Here is a 20,405-nt window from a genome sequence, read left to right on the forward strand (position 1 = left end):
AGGCGGCGCATTGCGCCGCCTTTCGTTTCCAGCACCTTCGTATCGGATCTTCCCCGTTGCGTTTCAGCGCATCAGGATCAGATCGGATTACTTCATGCGATACGTGATACGGCCCTTGCTCAGGTCGTACGGGGTCATTTCGATCTTGACCTTGTCGCCGGTGAGGATGCGGATGTAGTGCTTGCGCATGCGACCGGAGATGTGGGCGATGATCACGTGCCCATTCTCAAGTTGCACACGAAACATGGTGTTGGGCAGGGTCTCCTGGACCGTGCCTTCCATTTCGATGACGTCGTCTTTGGCCATGTGTTCCGGGGTTCACGCACAGCCGTCATGGCTGCGTAAGCCGTCGATTATGCCATGGATTGTGGTTCTGGTTAAAGAAACATCAGGTGGCGCCCCGGGGCCATTCAGCGCATCCCGGCGACGATCAGGCGAAATGTTCGTCCAGCTTGCGCCGGATTTCCTGTTCGACCATCCCCTTCAGCGGGGAGAACATCAGCCCGAGCTCGGCATGGACCTGGATCGCATCGCTGCCGACGTCGATGGTGCCGCTCACGCCGGGTCGCGAGAAACGCAGCGTGTCGCCGTGCCATTGCCCGTCCACGCCGAGCTTTTCGCGCATCCGCTCGGCCACCTTGTCGACCACGGCACGGGCCTCGGCAATCGGCAGTTGATGCGGACGGCGGATGTCGATCTTGGGCATGGCAGGCTCCGGGCAAATTCGCATCTTAATGCCATGCGGCTGCATGCTAGAGTTTCGCGGTCTTTCCGGCGGTTGATCCATGCGTATCGAATTCCCCAATGCGGCCCGTGAGGATTTCCACTGGGCGCAGGCGCAGTTGCGTATCGGCAGCGCGCCCGACAATGACCTCGTGCTTGCGGCCAGCCAGGCTGCGCCCCGGCACCTGCGCATCCAGCAGGATCGCAGTGGCTGGGTGCTGCAGGTCTTGCCGTCGGCGGATCGCATCTACGTCAATGCCCGGCCGGTGCGCGAGCGTGCATTGCTGCGTCCCGGCGATGTGGTCAGCGTGGGGGACTGCCGCATGCTGCTGCGGGCTGATGAGGATCCCTCGTCGCGTGCGCCGCTCAACGTGTCGGAACAAGGCCGCTGCACGGTGGCACTGCGTGCGGTAGCCGGCCCGCTGTCCGGCCGTGTCCTGCCGTTGCAGGACAGCCTGGAGCTGGGGTCGCAGGGACGTTGTCCGCTCGAGCTGCCGCAAGGCGATGTCGCCACGCTGCGCATTTCCTGGCAGGACGGCCAGCTGTTGCTGGAAGCCATCCAGTCATCCGCACGCCATCCGTTGCGGGTCAACGGCGTCAACGTGGAGAAGCTGGCGCTGCAGCCGGGCGATCAGATCGGCCTGGCGATGCACCGCTTCGTGGTCGATGGGCCGGGGATGGAGCCGGAGCCGGAGATCGTGCTGCCCGAGCCGCTGCCGGAGCACTTGCCGGAGGAGGCTGCCGGCCCGACAGGCGAGGTGTGGTGGCTGATCGTCACGGCCGCGGTGCTGGCACTGGGTATTGCGCTGGTGCTGCTGATTCGTTTCTGAGGCCGCCGGCAGCACGGCAGATTCCCGCGGTCGTGGAGGCGGTCGTCCGGAATCGTGACGCACAGCCGGAAACGACCTCGCGGCCGGCTACAATGCCAAGCAGATCCAATGCTTGAAACATCCCATGGATAATCCGCGCCCCATATCGCCTGCTGCTTCCGGAAAGCGTTCCTCCGGTCCGCAGGGAACGCGATTCTTCGCCCAGGAGGATCTGCGTCAACTTGCGTCCGAGGCGGGTGAGGCATCCGAGGCGCGTGCCAGCGTGCACAAGCCGGTTCTGGAGAGCATCAGCCCGGAGCTTGGCGGGCGACGCTTCCCCGTTCTCCCTGGCCGCCAGTCGATCGGCAGACTTGCCAGCAACAATATTGTCGTCAATGGCCCAAGCGTCTCCTCTTCGCATGCGTGGATCATGAATCAGCAGGGGCGCTGCGTCATCATGAACACGTTGTCCACCAACGGCACCTTCGTGAATGGCAAGCGGATACACCAGGCAACCCTCAAGCACGGCGATCGCATCCGCCTGGGGCAGGTCGAGCTGGTGTTTCTCACTCGTGATCGCCACTCGCCCGCTTCCAGGCACCTCGTTCGCCTTGCGATCGGGTTGGTCGCGCTGATCGGCCTGGGCGTGTTGGCTTGGTGGCTGCTCTGATGCCGCCACGATGAATGAGCATGCGTGGCCATCAACCCTTGGGCGCTATCGCATCGAGGGAATTCTTGGCGAAGGAGCGATGGCGGTCGTCTATGCCGGTTTCGATCCCGGCATCGAACGGCAGGTAGCCATCAAGTGCCTTCACCGCGAGGTGGCTTCCGATCCCGGCTACCGGCAGCGTTTCCTGATCGAAGCCCGTGCGGCCGGCAATCTGACCCATCCTCACATTGTCACGATTTTCGACGCGGGCGAGACGGACGACGGTCGCTCATATATCGCCATGGAGCGTCTCTCCGGCGAGACGCTTGCCAGCCGGATTGCCAGCGAAGGGTTGCCGCCACTGCCAGTGATCATCGAACTGGCTACGCAGATCGCTGCCGCACTCGATTACGCCCACGTTCAAGGTGTCATCCATCACGACATCAAGCCGGAAAACATCATGCTGGCCGAGGGCTGGCATTACGCCAAGATCAGCGATTTCGGCATTGCCGACCGCGCAGGGATGCACGATGCCGCACTAGGGGAGCGCGCCGAGATTGGTGGTACGCCCGCCTATATGGCCCCGGAGCGCATGCGTGGCGAGCCAGCCGATGCACGATGCGATCTGTTTTCGCTGGGCGTGGTGCTTTACTGGATGCTCACCGGCAAGTTGCCCTGGTCGGAAACCGTAGACGTGCGACGCCTGATCAGGGAGCGGCAACGCTCACCACGTCCGGCGGTCGAACCACTTGATCCAGCCACACCGGCGATCTTGATCGACATCGTGCACACCTTGCTGGCGCCCACGGCCTCGGCACGTTACCAACGTGGCAGCGAAGTCGTCGACGATCTGCGCATGGCAAGCCGCGAATATGAGCGCTTGCGCCAAAAGCCGCTGGCCAACCGCATCATCTCGCTGCGTCTGCGCTGGGCGGGTGCCCTGGGAATCACGCTGTGCCTGGTCCTGCTGCTGGGCCTGGCAGCGATCTATGCCAAGCAGAACAAGGCCGTCACCGGTCTTGCGCTGGATTTCGGCAGTTCCCTGGGACGCATGGTCGCCAGCGAGTCAGCGGAGAACCTGTTGCTGGGCGATCACGCCGCTACCCGCGCGCTGGTGGAAGATGTCGCGCGCAACCAGCAGATCCATTATCTCGCGATTGCCGATCGACATGGCGACATCGTCGCCAGCACCCGGCAAGCGGAAATCGGGCAGAAACTGTCTGCGCCGGGCGAGCAGAAATACCTGTCGTCGGCATATGGCATCGAGAGTTATCGCGGCGAGATCGTGGACGGTGCGCATCGTGACGAGATGCTGTTGTTCGACGTACCGGTCAGCTACCAGGCAAAGGCCGTCGGTGAGCTACGCCTGGGCGTCAGCAATGAGCCATTGCGCATCGCCCAGAAAACGACCTTGTGGGTGATCGTTGCCGTTCTCGTGCTGACCCTGACGGCCCTGGTCGGCGCCGCCTATTGGCTGTTCAGGCGGCCGCTGGCCCTGCTGGACATGCTCGGCGACGCGTTGCTCAGGGTCGCCCGGGGAGATTTCAACCACCGCATCCGCCTTGAGCGCAGGGATGAATTGGGTCGGTTGTTCACCGCGTTCAATCTGATGAACGGCGCGCTGCAGACACGACAGCACCCGGCAGGGCAGACACCCCGTCCTGCCGTGGCGGATGACGCCGCACAACCGACGCAACTCATCACGCCAGCCGCTGCCGATGAAGAAGCGACCTGAGGTATTCCATTCTTTCTTGCCGCCTGTCGAGCGGCAGGCCAGGTCGAATGCATGGTGGAACTCAGATCTGTTTCAGTCGATGCTTGAGTTCGAGTGCGCGTGCCCGGTAGATGACCGCCGGCTCGTAATTCGGGTTGATGGCCAGGATGCGATCCCATAGCGAGATGGCCTGGTCCAGTTGCTGGTCGCGGTACAGCACGATCGCACGCTCGTGGTAGGAGGACAGCAGTTGTTCGCGCAGCGCAACTGCCTGTGGTCCAACCGGTTTCAGTCCAGGATCGATCGACAAGGCTTCGCCGAGACGCGCCATCGCCTGATCGTTCTGCCCTTGATCAAGCAGGGACAGACTCTCCCGCTGCAATCGCTGTGCCTTCGCCGCAGGCAATTCACTGGCAGATGCCTCGCCGCCGGGTGCCGTCAATGCGTCGCCGACGGATGCATTCGGGGCGGCGCCCGTCGTCGCTGATGCAGCGGGATTTGACGCAGGCAGGCGTATCGTTTCGCCCGTGCGCAACACGGAAGGATTGGCCGATCCGTTGTAGCGCGCCAGGATCAGGAACGCCCCGGGGTCGCCCAGATAGCGTGCGGCCAGCGTGCTGTAAGAGTCGCCAGCCTGCACGACATAGGTACGCGAGCGGGTGCCAAGCGCCTGCTTGGGGTCGACCGTAAGCTGGTGCAGCATGGCCTGCGCGGGGCGGTCGCCAGGATGCTGTGCCAGATATTGCCTCAGATCCTGTTCGCCATCGTTGTAGTGGCCAAGTTGCAGCTCATTGACGATCGCCGCGAACGAGAGCGTGCGGCCAGTCTCCGTCCGGGTGGGTGGTGGCGTGCTCGCCGTAGCCGGATTTCCGCCGGCCTTCGATTTGAGGGCGTTGACCTGGGCGCAGCCTGTCACGCCCAAGGCAGCCAACAGAATGGCGACGAGGGCGGCTTGCCTGAACCACGATCCGTCGAAACGGAATTGCCTCGCCAATGTCATACGCCCCCGCCGGTTGCTGGTGACCTGTTCGCCAGGCCGTGCCAGCATTGTAACGGCTGCCCTCATCGCCCGCTCCGCTTCCTCGCTCGCCCGCAGTATCGAGCCGCTGTGAAGCGCCATGTTGACCACCCCATGCTGCGCCGCGCCATAATGCACGGGACACCATGACGGGACGCAACAGCACGTGAGCAGAGTCTGGAACTTCAGCGCCGGTCCGGCAGCGTTGCCGCAGGCGGTACTCGAACGCGCCCAGCGCGAGATGCTGGACTGGAATGGCAGCGGCGCCTCGGTGATGGAGCAGTCCCATCGCGGCAGGCGCTTCACCCAGATGGCCGCGCAGACCGAGGCCGAGCTGCGCTCGCTGCTGGCGATTCCCGCCGACTATGCCGTGCTGTTCCTGCAAGGCGGCGCCACCCAGCACTTCGCGCAGATCCCGATGAACCTGGCCGGCGCCGACGACTGCGCCGACTACATCGTCAGCGGCCACTGGGGCGCGAAGGCAGTCAGCGAGGCGGCACCGTATCTGCGGGTGAACGTGGCGGCCAGCGGCGAGGCCGAACGCTATCTGAAGCTGCCGCCTCGCGAAAGCTGGCGGCTCGATCCGCAGGCCGCCTATGTGCACTACACGCCGAACGAGACGATCCACGGCGTGGAATTCCACGATGTTCCCGATGTGGGCGCGGTGCCGCTGGTGGCGGACATGTCGTCGAACATCCTGTCCGAGCCGCTGGATGTCTCGCGCTTCGGGCTTATCTACGCCGGCGCACAGAAGAACATCGGCCCCTCCGGGCTGGTGGTGATGATCATCCGGCGCGACCTGCTGCAGCGGGCTGGGCGCCCGATGGCGAAGATCTTCCGTTATGCCGAGCATGCGGCGAACGACTCGATGCTCAACACGCCGAATACCTGGGGCTGGTACCTGGCCGGGTTGACTTTCCAGTGGCTGCAGGAGCAGGGCGGCGTCGCCGCGATCGGCGAGCGCAACCGCGCCAAGGCGAAGCTGCTGTACCAGGCCATCGACGGCTCGGACGGTTACTACCGCAGCCCGGTCGATCCGGCGGCCCGATCGCGCATGAACGTGCCGTTCACCCTGCACGATGGCGCGCTGGATGCGGTGTTCCTGAAGGAGTCGGAAGCTGCCGGCCTGCTCGCGCTGAAGGGGCACAAGGCCGTCGGGGGCATGCGCGCATCTCTGTACAACGCGGTGCCGCTGGAAGCGGTGCAGGCGTTGACGAGCTTCATGAAGGATTTTTCGCAGCGGCACGGATGATTGGCCATGGAGGCCGCATTTCGGGCATGATGTCTGTCCATCATTTGGACTTCTTTACTTCCAGGCGGCCAAAGCATGACCGATCCAAAAACATCGCTGAGCGAGATGCGCGAACGCATCGACAGCATCGACCGGCAGATCCAGCAGCTGATTTCCGAGCGCGCCAACCATGCGCAGACGGTAGCGAAGGTGAAAGGCTCGGGGCTTTCGGCGATCGATTATTACCGTCCCGAGCGCGAGGCGCATGTGCTGCGCATGGTGGTGGATCGCAACCAGGGGCCGTTGTCCGATACCGAGATGGTGCGGTTGTTCCGCGAAATCATGTCCTCCTGCCTGGCGCAGGAAGACCCGCTGAAGATAGGCTTCCTCGGACCGGAGGGCACGTTCAGCGAGCAGGCCGTGCGCAAGCATTTCGGCCATGCCGCCTACGGGTTGCCGCTGGGCAGCATCGAGGAAGTGTTCCAGGAAGTCGCTGCCGGCCACGCCGACTTCGGCGTGGTGCCGGTGGAGAACTCCGGGCAGGGCATGATCCAGGTCACCCTGGATATGTTCCTCACCTCCGCAGCCACCATCTGCGGCGAAGTGGAACTGCGTGTGCACCAGTGCCTGCACTCGCAGGCCGGCAAGCTGGAAGACGTCAAGCGTGTCTACGCGCATGCGCAGTCGCTGCAGCAGTGCAAGACCTGGCTGCGCATCAACCTGCCGGGCGTCGAGTGCATCGCGGTGAGCAGCAATGCCGAAGCAGCGCGGCTGGCAAGGCATGCCGACGATGCAGCCGCCATCGCCGGCGAGACCGCCGGCAAGGTCTACGGCCTCAAGACCGTGGCGCAGGGCATCGAGGATCGCGCGGACAACACCACGCGTTTCCTGGTGATCGGCCGCTCGCTGTTCCCGCCGTCCGGCAACGACCGTACCTCGCTGCTGATCACCGTGAACGACAAGCCGGGCGCGTTGTACGACGTGCTCAGCCCGTTCGCCAAGCATGGCGTCAGCCTGAACCGGATCGAATCGCGGCCGGCGCATACCGGCAAGTGGCAGTACGCATTCTTCATCGACGTCTCCGGTCATATCGACGATGCCACCTTGCAGGCGGCCGTGCAGGAGATCGGCGAGTCGGCGGCCACGATACGCGTGCTGGGTTCCTACCCGGTGGCCTTGCCCTGACATGGCGCACGACCGCTGCAAGGCGCGATCGCGCACGGAGAACTTCGCTTGAATCCCATCGACCAGCGCAGTCTGGACTGGAACAGTCGACCGGGTCGGCCGTTGCACGGCAGCGTGCCAGTACCCGGTGACAAGTCCGTTTCGCACCGCGCATTGATGCTCGCGGCGATCGCCGAAGGGGACTCGCGCATTCGAGGCTTCCTCGAAGGCGAGGACACTCGCGCTACCGCCGCCGTGCTGGCGCAGCTCGGTGTGCATATCGAGACGCCCGCGGCGGGCGAACGCGTGGTGCGTGGCGTCGGCCTGCATGGCCTGCGTGGCACGACGCAATCGCTGGACTGCGGCAACGCCGGCACCGGCATGCGCCTGCTGACGGGTCTGCTGGCCGGACAGGCGTTCGACAGCACCTTGGTCGGCGATACATCGCTGTCGAAGCGGCCGATGCGCCGGGTCACCGAGCCGCTGGCGTCGATGGGCGCGCGTATCGTTGCGCACGATGGCTTGCCGCCGTTGCAGGTACGTGGCGGCCAGTCATTGCGTGGCATCCGTTACGAGCTGCCGGTGGCCAGTGCCCAGGTGAAGTCCGCGCTGCTGCTGGCGGGCCTGTATGCAACTGGCGAAACCGAGATCATCGAGCCGCACCCGACCCGCGATTACACCGAGCGCATGCTGGCCGCGTTCGGTTGGCCGATCGATTTTTCGCCAGGCCGCGCGAAACTTGGCGGCGGTCATGCCCTGCATGCCACCGATGTCGACGTGCCGGCCGATTTTTCCTCAGCGGCATTCTTCCTGGTCGCGGCCAGCATCGTGCCGGGTTCCGCGTTGCGTTTGCCGGCGGTCGGCCTCAACCCGCGCCGGACCGGGCTGCTGCAGGCGCTGCGCCTGATGGGCGCGGACATCACGGTCGAGCACGAACGTGAGGCTGGTGGCGAGCCGGTCGGCGACCTGCTCGTGCGTCATGCGCCGCTGCGCGGCATCGAGTTGCCGGAGGCGCTGGTGCCGGACATGATCGACGAGTTCCCGGTACTGTTCATCGCTGCCGCCGTGGCCAGTGGCCGTACGGTGATCCGTGGTGCCGCCGAATTGCGGGTGAAGGAGTCCGACCGCATCGCGACGATGGCCCGTGGCCTGCGCACGCTGGGCGCGATGATCGAGGAGACTGCGGATGGTGCCATCATCCATGGCGGGCAGCTGGGTACCGGCACGGTGGAAAGCCATCTCGACCATCGCATCGCGATGAGCTTCGCAGTGGCCGGGCTGGTCGCCAGCGGCCCGGTGCGGATCAACGACTGCACTCACGTCGCCACCTCGTTCCCGGGTTTTCTGGAACTTGCCAACGGCTGCGGCTTCGCGCTGCAGGTGGCCGACTGAACTGCAATCAGGAACGTGTATTGTTGATGCCAGTCTCACCGCCCGGTTGAAGGCCTTGCCATGTCCAACGCTGTGCCGCCGTTCATCGTCGCCATTCCCGCCCGCTACGGCTCGACCCGTCTGCCGGCCAAGCCGCTGCGCGAGATCGGTGGCGTGCCGATGGTGGTGCGGGTAGCGCAGCGAGCACTGCAGGCCGGCGCCCGTCAGGTGGTGGTGGCGGTGGACGATCAGCGCATCGCGGATGTGCTGGCCGGGCAGGGCGTGGATATCTGCATGACGCGCAGCGACCACGCCTCGGGCAGCGACCGGCTGGCCGAGTGCGCGGCGCTGTACGGCTGGGCCGAGGACAGCATCGTGGTGAACCTGCAGGGCGACGAGCCGTTCGCGCCGGCTGCCGGCATTCGCGCCGTGGCCAAGGCACTGGCCGGCGACAACGCGCCGATGGCCACCCTGGCGACGCCGATCATCGACGCCGAGGAACTGTTCGATCCAAACGTGGTGAAACTGGTGCGTGGGGTGAATGGACGCGCGCTGTACTTCAGTCGTGCGCCGTTGCCGTGGGCGCGCGATGCGTTTGCCGTCGACCGGCATGCGCTGCCGTCCGGTTCGCCGTTCCTGCGGCATATCGGCATCTATGCGTACCGTGCAGGATTCCTGGATCGCTATACCCGCCTGTCGCGCACGCCGCTGGAACAGACCGAGTCGCTGGAACAGCTGCGTGTGCTCGAGCACGGCCATGCGATTGCGGTACGTCTGACGCCGGAGCCATTCCCGCCCGGCATCGATACCGAGTCCGACCTGGAGCGTGCCGAGCAGTGGTTGCTTACGCATCGGTGAATCACCATATGGGTGGCATCGACCGCAGTCGCTAGAATGCCGCCATGCCATCCCTGCAACCGCCACCCTTCGACGGCAAGGCCTTCGTCCGCACGCTCACTTCCTCGCCCGGTGTCTATCGTCACTTCGACGCCGCCGGCGACCTGCTTTACGTCGGCAAGGCCGGCAATCTCAAGAAGCGCGTCGGCAGTTATTTCCTGAAGCCGCGGATGGAACCGCGCATCGCCGCGATGGTGGCGCAGATCGCGCGCGTCGAGATCACCGTGACGCGCACCGAGGGCGAGGCGTTGCTGCTGGAGTCGCAGCTGATCAAGTCGCTGAAGCCGCGCTACAACATCCTGCTGCGCGACGACAAGAGCTACCCGTACATCTACCTCTCCGGCGGCGAGGACTATCCGCGGCTGGCGTTCCATCGCGGTGCGCGCAACCTGCCAGGGCGCTACTTCGGGCCGTACCCGAGCACCTACGCGGTGCGCGAGAGCCTCAGCCTGATGCAGAAGCTGTTCAAGGTGCGCCAGTGCGAGGACAGTTACTACCGCAATCGCTCGCGGCCGTGCCTGCAGCACCAGATCGGCCGCTGCACCGCGCCGTGTGTGCAGCTGATCAGCGTCGAGGATTACCGCAGCGACGTGCGCCATGCCGAGATGTTTCTGGAAGGGCGCAGCAATGCGGTGATCGACGAACTGGCCGAGGCGATGGAGCGCGCCAGCAAGTCGCTGCAGTTCGAACGGGCGGCAACCTTGCGCGACCAGGTGGCCGCTCTGCGCCAGCTGCAGGCGCAGCATCACGTGCACGGCGCCAGCGCCGACATGGACGTGATCGCCTGCCGCATCGAATCGGGCATGGCCTGCATCAGCGTGCTGTTCTTCCGCAACGGCATCAGCCTCGGCACGCGCGACTTCTTTCCGCGCCTGCCGCTGGATGCCGAGCCGGCCGACGTGCTGGCCCAGTTCATCGCGCAGTACTACCTCGACCGGCCGGTGCCGCGCGAGCTGATCCTTGGCGAGCCGATTGCCGATCAGGACATCCTGGCGGAACTGCTGGCCGAGCAATCCGGCCATGCGGTCGAGCTGAAATCCAGCGTGCGCAGCGATCGCGCACAATTCCTGCAGATGGCCGAGCGCAATGCGCAGGCTTCGCTGACCGCCCGGCTGGCCAGCCGGCAGACGCTGGGCGCACGCTTCGACGATTTGCAGAAAATACTCGAACTGGCTGCATCGCCACGCCGCATCGAGTGCTTCGACATCAGCCATACCATGGGCGAGGCGACCGTCGCCTCGTGCGTGGTGTTCGGCCCCGAGGGGCCGGAGAAGTCGAATTACCGGCGCTTCAATATCGCCGGGATCACGCCCGGTGACGATTACGCTGCCATGCACCAGGCGCTGACCCGACGTTTCCGCAAGGTTGCCGAAGGCGAGGGTGTGCGCCCGGACATCCTGCTGATCGACGGCGGCAGCGGGCAGGTGGCGCAGGCACTGGATGTGCTGCGGGATCTCGGAGTCACGGGTATCGAGGTGGTCGGTGTTGCCAAGGGGCCTGGGCGTCGTGCGGGCGAGGAAACCCTCGTGCTTGCCGACTCCGGGCGAGAGCTGCATCCAGGCTCGTCATCCCCCGCCTTGCATCTGGTCGCCGCCGTACGCGACGAAGCCCATCGCTTCGCCATCAGCGGTCATCGCAAGCGACGCGAGAAGGCGCGCGAGCGCAGCGTGCTGGAGGATGTCCAGGGCATCGGCGCGCGTCGCCGCTCGGCACTGCTCAAGGCCTTCGGCGGCCTCGCCGGCGTGGAGAGCGCCGGCGTCGAGGAGCTGATGCAAGTCAAGGGCATCGATCGCGGCCTGGCCGAGCGCATCTATGCCAGCCTGCATGGCTGAATGCATGAACCTGTTTTCACTCGTTGATGCCATACGGGCATGCGACACTGTGGCAAATATCCGGAACGAATCATGCGCATCAACCTGCCGACCTGGCTGACCCTGTTTCGCGTCGCACTGCTGCCGGTCATGGTGGTGGTCTTCTATGCACCATTTCGCGGACACAACATCACGGCGGCGATCGTATTCGTGCTGGCGGCGGTGACCGATTGGCTGGATGGTTACCTGGCGCGCCGGATGAACCTCACCTCGGCGTTTGGCGCGTTCCTCGATCCGGTAGCCGACAAGCTGATGGTGGCGGTGACCCTGTTCCTGCTGGTGGAATCCCACCGCGGCGGCTGGCCCGGCATCCTGATGGCCGTGACTGCCGCGGTGATTGTCGGGCGCGAGATCAGCGTATCGGCGCTGCGCGAATGGATGGCCGAAATCGGCATGAGCGCCACCGTCAAGGTGGCCCTGGTCGGCAAGCTCAAGACCGTCATGCAGATGGTCGCGCTGGTGGTGCTGATCGTGCAGCATGAAAAGGCCGCCGAGGCGCTGCGGCTGTACCACATCGGCGAGGCACTGCTGGTGATTGCCGGCGTTCTCACCATATGGTCCGGCCTGTACTACCTGCGCGCCGCGTGGCCGATCCTGCGCGGCGACACGCCAGGCAGCAAAGGCTGATCCGCGAAATGGGCTTGACGATCCGCATTCACGTATTAGAATGCGCGGCTCCAATGCGGGAATAGCTCAGTTGGTAGAGCACGACCTTGCCAAGGTCGGGGTCGCGAGTTCGAGTCTCGTTTCCCGCTCCAGTTTTTCTGCAAAGCCCCGACATGTTTGGGGCTTTGTCGTTTTCGACGTGTGCCTGGCCAGCTGCCGGGTTCGGCGAAAGCGGATCGACAAAACGATGTTGCGGCTATTCACAAGCGTCATCGTTCTGTTATGATTCGCGGCTCCGATGCGGGAATAGCTCAGTTGGTAGAGCACGACCTTGCCAAGGTCGGGGTCGCGAGTTCGAGTCTCGTTTCCCGCTCCAGTTTCACGCAAAGCCTCGGTTCACCGGGGTTTTGCTTTTTTAAAAGCACCTGCGATCATCACGATCGCGATGCACCGAGCAATGGCCTGGTGGCAGAGTGGTCATGCAGCGGCCTGCAAAGCCGCGTACGCCGGTTCGATTCCGACCTAGGCCTCCATTGCAAACCAAGACTTAGGCGCCCCAGGGCGCCTTTTTCTTTGGCTTGATGCGAGTATCAAACCCGCCTTTGACATCTGTTGTTCAGCGAAAACCCCACGTAAGCTTCCGTGAAGGCCGCCGACGCGAGTTCTGGCGCAGCCATACGGGCCTTTGCAGACGACGGGTCGTCACGGGGAAAACGGATGTTTGGTTACTACCTCGAACTGGCTGTGCGCAGCCTGCGGCGAAGCCCTGGCCTCACCGCACTGATGATCCTGTCGATTGGCTTCGGCGTGGCGGTGTCGATGACGACGTATTCGGTATTCCGCGGTCTGTCCGGCGATCCGATCCCCTGGAAGTCGTCACGACTGTTCGTGCCGCAGATCGACGCATGGGGCCCGGGTTTTCGCGGCCCGGGCGACGAGCCTCCCGATGCACTGGGCTACACCGATGCGATGGCGCTGATGCGCCAACATCGGGCCACCCGGCAATCGGCGATCTATCCGGTTGCACCGTCCGTGATGCCGACAGGCACGAGCCGGAACCGCAGCCCGGTTCCACTCGATGGCTATGCGGTCTACGGCGAATTCTTCCCCATGCTGGATGTGCCGTTTCATTACGGCCATGGCTGGAGCGCCGACGACGATGTCAAGCAGTTGCCGGTGGCGGTGATCAGCGACAAGCTCAACCAGCAGGTTTTCGGTGGCGGCAACAGCGTCGGCAAGGCGATCGATATCGACAATCACGACTATCGTATCGTCGGCGTGATGAGCGACTGGGATCCGCAGCCGCGCTTCTTCGATGTGCATCCCGGCTACAGTGTCCGCGACCCCGATGTGTTCCTGCCGTTCCGGCATTCGGTTGCGATCCGTATGATCAACGACGGCTGGGACGGTTGCAGGAAAGGCACGAGCGATCCTCAATCCGACTTCGCCGGGCTTCAACACTCGGATTGCGTGTGGATCGCCTATATGGCCGAACTGAGTGATGCGGCGGCCGCACGACGGTATCGGCAATATCTCGATGATTATGCAAGCGAGCAGCAAAGAGCTGGCCGCTTTCACTGGGCGCCGAACAACCGTCTGCGCGACGTGCCGGCGTTTCTCGATTACGAGCAGGTCGTACCCCGCGACACCAAGGTCTCGCTGCTGGCAGCACAAGGCCTGTTGATTGTGTGCCTTGTGAACACGATCGGCTTGCTGCTGGCCAAGTTCCTGCGCCGCAGCGGCGAGATCGCCGTGCGGCGCGCGCTGGGCGCATCGCGCAAGGCGATCTATGCACAATTCCTCACCGAGGCTGGTGTCATTGGGGTCGGAGGCGGCGTCCTGGGGCTGCTGTTTACGGCCATGGGCGTGCTCTGCCTCGGTCAGGTCTTGCCTGCATCGTTCGCCGCGCTGGCGAGGATCGACCCCGCCTTGCTTTCGCTCACGCTGCTGCTTGCCGTGACCGCCACCTTGCTCGCAGGCCTTTACCCTACCTATCGCGCTTCGCGCGTACAGCCCGCATGGCAGTTGAAGGCATCGTGAGGATCGCGCCATGAGCGTTCATCCGATCCTGGCTGCATTGCGACGGCACAAGGTCGCCGTGCTACTGATCGTGCTGCAAATCGCGCTGACGCTGGCGATCGTCGCCAATGCGATCTTCATCATCGGCCAACGTATCGAGCGGATGGATCGCCCGACAGGTCTTGACGAGAGTGGTCTGATCCGGGTCTTGCAGCAATGGCCAGGGGCGCCCAGTGGCGATGATGCCGGCACCATCGAGCAGCTCGACGTCCTGCAGCGCACCGATCTCGATACGTTGCGGAGCCTGCCGGATGTGCAGGACGTCGCTGCATCGACAAGCACCCCCTTGCTGGGCGGGTATACGGCCGGCGATATCACCCTCGATGCGGGCCAGAAAGGCATATCCGTGCAGGTGGCCTATTACTACGGCGACCAGCACTTGCGGCCCACCCTGGGCCTGCACCTGATCTCCGGTCGCGACTTCGAGGCCAGCGAGATCCGCAACGGACGTGCTCAGGCCGGCTCGCCCGTCGTCATCGTGAGCAAACCCGTGGCCGACAAGCTCTTTCCGAACGGCAACGCACTCGGCCAGACGGTGTACCAGGATGGCAAGCCATCGACCATCGTGGGCATCGTCGAGCGGCTGCAGACACCGAGGCAGTCGGACAGCAACTGGGCCTACAACTCGGTGCTGGAGCCGTTACGTGCCGATGACGCCTATGCAGGCTATGTGGTGCGCGCGCGTCCCGGGCGCGAGCAAGCGGCGATGCGTGAAATACGCAAGGCGCTGTTCGCAGTCAACCCGATGCGCCTGATGCCCGAGCCCTGGGCCGGTATCCATTTGTTTTCCGAGATACGCGCCAGGGCTTATCGCCAGGATCGCGGCATGGCGTTGCTGATGAGCGTGATTTGCGTGATTCTGCTTTGCGTCACCGCCGCAGGCATCGTCGGCCTGACCAGTTTCTGGGTGGGTCAGCGATACCGGCAGATTGGCGTACGGCGTGCACTTGGTGCCCGCAGGATCGACATCCTGCGTTACTTTCAGGTCGAGAACCTGCTGATCACCGGAGGCGGTGCGGTAGCCGGCGCGCTGTTTGCGTTTGGCCTCAACGCATGGCTGATGACGCATTACGAGATGACGCGTCTTCCGGTGTTCTTCGTAGCCATAGGCGTGCTTGTCATGCTCGCGCTCGGCCAGGCCGCGGTGCTGGTGCCTGCACGCCGTGCTTCCAACGTACCGCCGGTCGTGGCGACACGGTCGGTTTGAGTTTCGAATCCTTCGGCTCGGGGAGGGCTGCAAACGTGATGTATCGCTAATCGGCCGCGATTCGTACCGAACATCTTCGATGCGAAACCGTCCGACTACCAGAAGACCACGCAGCGCGCATGGCACACTCCGGGCGAGGCCAGCTTCATCAGCCTGCCGGTAGTGGAGGCGTTGCAGGACTTCCCGATGGGGCGCCGTCGCGTGATTCGTCCGTGGCGGCGCAACCATCACGTTTTCTTCCCGGGGGATTCGGTCTCATCTGTGGTCTGAACCTCAGGAGACCGGCATGCGCAAACGTCACGTGACCCCCCGAATCGCTACCGGGCTTGTGCTCGGCGTCGTGATGCTGACGGCAGTCCATGCTGCTGCAGCGGTGGCGCCGAGCAAGGCCGATGCCACGTTCATGCAGGATGCCTCGGCAGCCGGCATGGCGGAGGTCGACATGGGCCAGTTGGCCCTGAAGCAGTCTTCGGATGCCAAGGTGAAGGCACTTGCGCAGCGTCTGGTGGATGACCATGCCAAGGCGGACGATCAGCTCAAGGCCCTGGCGGCGAGCAAGCAGGTCACGTTGTCCACGACATCTTCGAGCGATGTGCAGAAGGAAGAAAAAGATCTGCAGGCGAAGAGTGGCAGTGCTTTTGACCAGGCTTGGTTGAAAGACATGGTCAAGGACCACCAGAAGGCGCTCAAGGCATTCAACCAGGAGGGCAAGAAGGGCACCGATGCCGATGTTCGCCAGTTTGCGCAGGCCACGTTGCCGACGCTCAACGATCATCTGAAGACGGCGAAAGACCTGGCTGCCGTCTACGATGCGCGTGACAAGTCGATGGATCAGACCACCAAGTCGTTCTCGAACGATCCGATGAATAACAACCCAGCCATCACGCCCACGGCGCCGGCGACACCGGTCGTGGCGCCGGCAACCAAGAGTGGCCAGCATTGATCCTGTCGCCAGCAGTCGGCACGGCCAGCGCGTGACCTGCCTCTGTTGGTTGACTCACCGGTTGATCCAGGATCGGCAAAGCCTGCGCGAACTATCTCGGGGCTTCCTCCAGGGCTGCAACGTGCAGCCGGAGAATTCGGCGCAGCTCCAGGATTGCGGCGGGTGTTTCCTGCACGCTGTGCCATGACGGGATGGCCAGTTCGGAGTCGGCACCGTCCAGGTGCGCGCTCTTGTAGGGCACCAGGCCGTCGTCGCTGTCCTGCAGCGGACCTTTCGATTTATAGACGCCGACGATGGTGTGATAGCGCACGCGCGGCGAGATCGGCAGGTTCGCGGCCGCGACGATGAACGGGTCGGTGTCGCTGAGGTTGTCGATGCCGTTGGGGATGCGCAGCGGCGATCCCTTGTTGGCATCGTCCTTCAGCAGGTCGGACAGGCTGGCCACTTCCTTCAACACGCTGACCGGCAGGCGGACCAGGTTGCCGATCCAGCGTGCCAGCCGGTGCTGCGCGTAGGGCGTGCCGCGATGCGGCGCGGCCAGGAACACGGCACGGGTTACCTGCGGCATCGGGGTGAACTGCAGATAAGGCGCGAGGCGTTCGTGCAGCCTGGCGCGTTTCGCCGGCGAAAGATTCGCACGCGCCGGCACCAGGCTCCACAGCCGGTCGCCGCTGGACGACACCAGCAGCCGCGCGATCAGGCCGCCCATGCTGTGCCCGATCAGCACCATGTTCTGCGACGCACGCGCATGGCCGGACGGGTCGAAGTGCTGCAGCGTGGCATCGAGTGCCTTGCGGATATTGGCGAGGTTGACCGCGACCGGTGCGTTGGTGGGGTAGTAGATCTCCCACACCTGGTAGTTGCGGCGCAGCTCCTCGTCACCCATGACTTCGTTCGCCACGTTGATCCATGCTTCCGGGCTGCTGCCCAGCCCATGCAGCATCACCACGGTCAGGCGGTTGGGGTCGTACGGCTGCATCATCAGCACGCGCGGCGTCGTGATGCCGCCCTCGCGGCCGAGCAGGGAACGGATCGACTGGCTGGCGAAGCCGGAGCGGGCCAGCCAGATGCCATAGGCTGCGGTGAAGTTGGCGCCCAGCGGCACCGTGCGACCGCCGATCGTGATGGTGTCGTCGCGGTAGGGATCCCGCACCAGCAGGCGGACCTGCCTGGTCGCCAGCACCTCGTCCAGCGTGCCGCCATCGAAGACCAGCGCGCCGGTCATCGATGCATAGTCGGGTTCGCGCCATGGCACATCGTCGTCTGGCGCTTCCGGCGGTGTCACGGCAACGAAGTCCGAACCGAAACCATCGCGCTGGTAGACGTTGCGCAGACCCTTGAAGCGCAGGTCGGCGGCTGGAATGAGTTCCGTGGGGGCGCGCGCGTTGTCGGCCAGCCGCAGGTCGCTCTGCGGGCGCATCACGGTCCAGCCGGCCAGCGAGGTCTGCGTCCATTGCGTGCCCAGCTGCGGCAGTTCCTGGAAGAAGCGGCTCACCGCGCGCTGCACCGCAAAGTTGTAGAAACCGATCACCTGCACCTGGCGCAGCGCGAAGGCGCGGTCGGCCGGCGCGCGTGCGGTATAGAACAGATAGGCGTAGGCATAGCGTGCGGACTGCAGGAATGCATCGAGGGTCTCATCCTCCATGGTCACGCCGGCCTTGGCCCGGTCTGTGCGAACCGCCTTGGCCAGCCATAGTTCGGAAAGCGCAGACAGCCGCTGCTCGTCATTCAGTCCCGGCGAATGCGCCACGGTATCCGTGCAGGCGGCAAACTCGCGCTTGCAGCTGTCGACAGTCAAGGCAACGACATTGAGCGCCTGTACCGTACGGTCGCTCAGCCGATTGGCACCGATCACATCGGCACGCCGCTCGTTGATGTAGTCGTGCGTCTTGACGCGGCTTACCCCGACCATCGCACAGGCGTTGAGGCAAAGCAGCACGACTAGGGCGGCGCATCGCATGATCCAGGTGCGCGTTCCACGTTTCATGCTGCGTCCTGTCCATTCAGCCGGGTGGTTGCGGGATTGTAGCCATCGTGGGTTATCCCGACGACTCCATGCATGACGGCCGATCCGCGGCGACTGGAGCCGGCCGCCTGGCGTTGTGTTCGCGTGGCCAAAGCTGCACGCTTGGAGCATTGGCCGACCTGGCGGGAACAAACATGCTGAAGAAGCTCCGCACGATCGGCAGGATGGCGTTCATCGCCCTGGTTGCGCTGGTCACATGCTGTTCGGGCGCGTGGGGCGCGCTCGCGCTCTGGTACCAGCTGCCGGGCAGCATCATCACACGGACAATCGGCAGCGCGATCTGGATGGTTGGCGTGATCGCACTGGTCACCCTGGCGGTCAACCGGCGCAGCTGGCTGCCAGCTGGCTTCTATGCCGTGATCTATGCGGTGCTGCTGTGCTGGTGGGCCAGTATCGCGCCATCCAACAACCGGACCTGGGCAGACGATGTTTCCCATCTGCTCACCGGCACGGTGCAGGGCAGTCAAGTCACCTTGAACAACGTGCGCAACTTCAACTGGCGCACCGACGACGACTACGACGCCCGCTGGGAAACCCGTCGCTACGACCTGGATCATCTGGCCACGGCCGATGCGGTGCTGTCGTACTGGGGCAGCGCGGCAATCGCGCACGCGATGATCTCGTTCGGCTTCGACGACGGCAGCCACGTGGTTTTCTCGGTGGAGATCCGCAAGAAGCGCGGCCAGCAGTATTCGGCAATCGGCGGTTTCTTCAAGCAGTTCGAAACCATCCTGGTCGCGGCCGATGAGCGCGACATCATCCGTGTACGCACCAATGTACGTGGCGAGGACGATTACCTGTATCCGCTGCGCATGGACAGGGCGGCCATGCGCGCGCTGTTCCTTTCCTACGTAAGGGGCGCGAACACGCTGGCCGTGACGCCGGCCTTCTACAACACCATCACGTCGAACTGCACGACCATCGTCTATCGCATGGCCAAACAGATCGAGCCGGGCCTGCCACGCGACATCCGCCTGCTGCTGACCGGCTACCTGCCGGAGTACCTCTACAAGGTGGGCGCGCTGGATCGAAGCGTGCCGATCGCGGAACTGCGACAGCGCAGCCGCATCACCGAGAAGGCAAGAAGCAGCTCGGGAGACGATTTCTCCACGGCGATACGGGCCAGCTGAGATCAGCCGGCGCCATGGGATCGGCTGGCCGATCGGCAATGGGCCAGTGCGGCCATCGTCGGCGCAGGCCTCGCCGCAAGCCTGACAGGCTGTCAGCGCTTCTTCACACGTGAGGATTTTGCTTCGTTCGCGGAAATGAGTTGCTGCAAATAAGCAATGCCTTCTTCCTCCGGGAAAAAGGCCACGACATCGGCGACGGTCAATTTGTGACGCTTTTGCAGCGCCAGGAATTCGGACTTTGCCTGGTCCATTTTCGTGCCGCCGGATGCCTTCGATGGCAGTTGCTCATGTTTGTTGTCGAGTGCGGCGAGTTCTTCCTGAAAACGTCGGAATGCGTCTTTGGAGGCGGTCATGGGCGGTTGCTGGATTGCCTGCGTGGAGTCTCATTGTCGCATGTCGACATCGCATGCAAATCCACGGCTTGTGCATCTCACATGGCCCAGCCTGCCTGTCGATCCATGCCCTGGCCACACCACGCAAAAGGGCCGCACCCGGCGACCCTTTTGCTTTCAGGCGGTGGGCCCCGAAATGGGGCCGTGGAAATATCAGGCTTGCGGATCGGCGGCCTGGGCATCCGCCTCGGCCGATTCACCTTCCTTCTTCCCGACCAATTCCTCAAGCGCACCGGCACCCTTGAAGCCGGCAACCGCAGCAATGCCTTTCGTCAGAAGTCCCGCATTCGGATCGAGCTTCTCTGCGCCTTCCACAGCTGCCACCGCACCAACAACTTCACCCAAGGTATCCAGAATTCCCATGACGACCTCCACGCTGGTTGGACGAGGAGAAAGCATGATGTAAAAACCGTTACTGAAGGGTGAATGCAGAGGCCGCCGCTACCGGCGGACTCTTGAGTGCAAGATATTTCGGAAGTGTTGGTGCCCGGAGCGGGGGTCGAACCCGCATAGCCTTGCGGCCGAGGGATTTTAAGTCCCTTGCGTATACCAGTTTCGCCATCCGGGCCGGATGT

19 protein-coding genes, 4 tRNA genes and 1 pseudogene are annotated in these 20,405 nt (G+C 64.0%); 17 read left to right on the plus strand and 7 right to left on the minus strand.

Annotation, left to right across the window (positions count from 1 at the left end):
- Positions 1 to 87: 87 nt before the first annotated feature.
- Together infA and B0E46_RS10565 are read right to left on the minus strand one after the other, a co-directional pair.
- On the minus strand, positions 88 to 306 hold the full coding sequence (infA, locus tag B0E46_RS10560) for a translation initiation factor IF-1 (RefSeq protein WP_007508585.1): 219 nt from the start codon (positions 304 to 306) through the stop codon (positions 88 to 90).
- Positions 307 to 430: 124 nt separating this feature from the next.
- Entirely contained in the window at positions 431 to 706 is a 276-nt protein-coding gene (locus B0E46_RS10565) for a polyhydroxyalkanoic acid system family protein (RefSeq protein ID WP_077555736.1), read from the minus strand.
- Positions 707 to 785: 79 nt separating this feature from the next.
- Between B0E46_RS10565 and B0E46_RS10570 the strand changes: the two genes are divergently transcribed.
- The 3 genes from B0E46_RS10570 to B0E46_RS10580 all read left to right on the plus strand — a co-directional run bounded on the left by B0E46_RS10570 (position 786) and on the right by B0E46_RS10580 (position 3,916).
- A complete protein-coding gene (locus B0E46_RS10570) occupies positions 786 to 1,553 on the plus strand; it encodes an FHA domain-containing protein (protein ID WP_077555737.1) in 768 nt (255 codons plus the stop codon).
- Between the two features lie 124 nt (positions 1,554 to 1,677).
- The gene (locus B0E46_RS10575) at positions 1,678 to 2,202 is read left to right on the plus strand and encodes an FHA domain-containing protein (RefSeq protein ID WP_077555738.1); all 525 of its coding nucleotides are present in this window, start codon (positions 1,678 to 1,680) and stop codon (positions 2,200 to 2,202) included.
- A gap of 10 nt (positions 2,203 to 2,212) precedes the next feature.
- Positions 2,213 to 3,916: a serine/threonine-protein kinase gene (locus B0E46_RS10580; RefSeq protein ID WP_077555739.1), complete on the plus strand. Its 1,704-nt coding sequence runs from the start codon at positions 2,213 to 2,215 to the stop codon at positions 3,914 to 3,916.
- Positions 3,917 to 3,977: 61 nt separating this feature from the next.
- Here the strand turns inward: B0E46_RS10580 and B0E46_RS10585 are convergent, their stop codons facing one another.
- On the minus strand, positions 3,978 to 4,811 hold the full coding sequence (locus B0E46_RS10585; RefSeq protein WP_254425125.1) for a LysM domain-containing protein: 834 nt from the start codon (positions 4,809 to 4,811) through the stop codon (positions 3,978 to 3,980).
- 268 nt (positions 4,812 to 5,079) lie between these two features.
- Here B0E46_RS10585 and serC point away from each other — a divergent pair, with 268 nt between their 5' ends.
- The 13 genes and pseudogenes from serC (at position 5,080) to B0E46_RS10645 (ending at position 16,282) form a co-directional block, all read left to right on the plus strand.
- Complete coding sequence (serC, locus tag B0E46_RS10590; RefSeq protein WP_077555740.1) at positions 5,080 to 6,165, plus strand: 3-phosphoserine/phosphohydroxythreonine transaminase; 1,086 nt, start codon at positions 5,080 to 5,082, stop codon at positions 6,163 to 6,165.
- Positions 6,166 to 6,240: 75 nt separating this feature from the next.
- Complete coding sequence (pheA, locus tag B0E46_RS10595) at positions 6,241 to 7,329, plus strand: prephenate dehydratase (protein WP_077555741.1); 1,089 nt, start codon at positions 6,241 to 6,243, stop codon at positions 7,327 to 7,329.
- Positions 7,330 to 7,377: 48 nt separating this feature from the next.
- Positions 7,378 to 8,700, plus strand: coding sequence for a 3-phosphoshikimate 1-carboxyvinyltransferase (aroA, locus tag B0E46_RS10600; protein ID WP_254425117.1), 1,323 nt, complete (start codon positions 7,378 to 7,380; stop codon positions 8,698 to 8,700).
- Positions 8,701 to 8,760: 60 nt separating this feature from the next.
- A complete protein-coding gene (gene kdsB, locus B0E46_RS10605; RefSeq protein ID WP_077555742.1) occupies positions 8,761 to 9,537 on the plus strand; it encodes a 3-deoxy-manno-octulosonate cytidylyltransferase in 777 nt (258 codons plus the stop codon).
- Positions 9,538 to 9,581: 44 nt separating this feature from the next.
- The gene (gene uvrC, locus B0E46_RS10610) at positions 9,582 to 11,408 is read left to right on the plus strand and encodes an excinuclease ABC subunit UvrC (RefSeq protein WP_077555743.1); all 1,827 of its coding nucleotides are present in this window, start codon (positions 9,582 to 9,584) and stop codon (positions 11,406 to 11,408) included.
- Positions 11,409 to 11,480: 72 nt separating this feature from the next.
- On the plus strand, positions 11,481 to 12,074 hold the full coding sequence (gene pgsA / locus B0E46_RS10615; RefSeq protein WP_077555821.1) for a CDP-diacylglycerol--glycerol-3-phosphate 3-phosphatidyltransferase: 594 nt from the start codon (positions 11,481 to 11,483) through the stop codon (positions 12,072 to 12,074).
- 55 nt (positions 12,075 to 12,129) lie between these two features.
- A tRNA-Gly gene (locus tag B0E46_RS10620) sits at positions 12,130 to 12,205 on the plus strand.
- Positions 12,206 to 12,353: 148 nt separating this feature from the next.
- Positions 12,354 to 12,429: transfer RNA gene (locus B0E46_RS10625), tRNA-Gly, on the plus strand.
- A gap of 83 nt (positions 12,430 to 12,512) precedes the next feature.
- A tRNA-Cys gene (locus tag B0E46_RS10630) sits at positions 12,513 to 12,586 on the plus strand.
- Positions 12,587 to 12,770: 184 nt separating this feature from the next.
- A complete protein-coding gene (locus B0E46_RS10635; protein ID WP_077555744.1) occupies positions 12,771 to 14,093 on the plus strand; it encodes an ABC transporter permease in 1,323 nt (440 codons plus the stop codon).
- A 10-nt stretch (positions 14,094 to 14,103) separates the two neighbouring features.
- Positions 14,104 to 15,339, plus strand: coding sequence for an ABC transporter permease (locus B0E46_RS10640; RefSeq protein ID WP_077555745.1), 1,236 nt, complete (start codon positions 14,104 to 14,106; stop codon positions 15,337 to 15,339).
- A gap of 60 nt (positions 15,340 to 15,399) precedes the next feature.
- Positions 15,400 to 15,609, plus strand: a pseudogene (locus B0E46_RS17985) (hypothetical protein); the annotation flags it as partial.
- Between the two features lie 16 nt (positions 15,610 to 15,625).
- On the plus strand, positions 15,626 to 16,282 hold the full coding sequence (locus B0E46_RS10645) for a DUF4142 domain-containing protein (protein WP_077555746.1): 657 nt from the start codon (positions 15,626 to 15,628) through the stop codon (positions 16,280 to 16,282).
- Between the two features lie 91 nt (positions 16,283 to 16,373).
- Here B0E46_RS10645 and B0E46_RS10650 read toward each other — a convergent pair whose 3' ends face one another.
- A complete protein-coding gene (locus tag B0E46_RS10650) occupies positions 16,374 to 18,269 on the minus strand; it encodes an alpha/beta fold hydrolase (RefSeq protein WP_077555747.1) in 1,896 nt (631 codons plus the stop codon).
- 173 nt (positions 18,270 to 18,442) lie between these two features.
- Here B0E46_RS10650 and B0E46_RS10655 point away from each other — a divergent pair, with 173 nt between their 5' ends.
- On the plus strand, positions 18,443 to 19,438 hold the full coding sequence (locus B0E46_RS10655) for a DUF4105 domain-containing protein (protein WP_077555748.1): 996 nt from the start codon (positions 18,443 to 18,445) through the stop codon (positions 19,436 to 19,438).
- 92 nt (positions 19,439 to 19,530) lie between these two features.
- Here B0E46_RS10655 and B0E46_RS10660 read toward each other — a convergent pair whose 3' ends face one another.
- The 3 genes from B0E46_RS10660 to B0E46_RS10670 all read right to left on the minus strand — a co-directional run bounded on the left by B0E46_RS10660 (position 19,531) and on the right by B0E46_RS10670 (position 20,398).
- On the minus strand, positions 19,531 to 19,791 hold the full coding sequence (locus B0E46_RS10660) for a hypothetical protein (RefSeq protein ID WP_077555749.1): 261 nt from the start codon (positions 19,789 to 19,791) through the stop codon (positions 19,531 to 19,533).
- 192 nt (positions 19,792 to 19,983) lie between these two features.
- Positions 19,984 to 20,193: a hypothetical protein gene (locus B0E46_RS10665; protein ID WP_077555750.1), complete on the minus strand. Its 210-nt coding sequence runs from the start codon at positions 20,191 to 20,193 to the stop codon at positions 19,984 to 19,986.
- 118 nt (positions 20,194 to 20,311) lie between these two features.
- Positions 20,312 to 20,398 (minus strand) — tRNA-Leu (locus B0E46_RS10670).
- Positions 20,399 to 20,405: the final 7 nt, after the last annotated feature.

The sequence above is a fragment of the Rhodanobacter sp. B04 genome (assembly GCF_002001125.1).
GTDB lineage: Bacteria > Pseudomonadota > Gammaproteobacteria > Xanthomonadales > Rhodanobacteraceae > Rhodanobacter.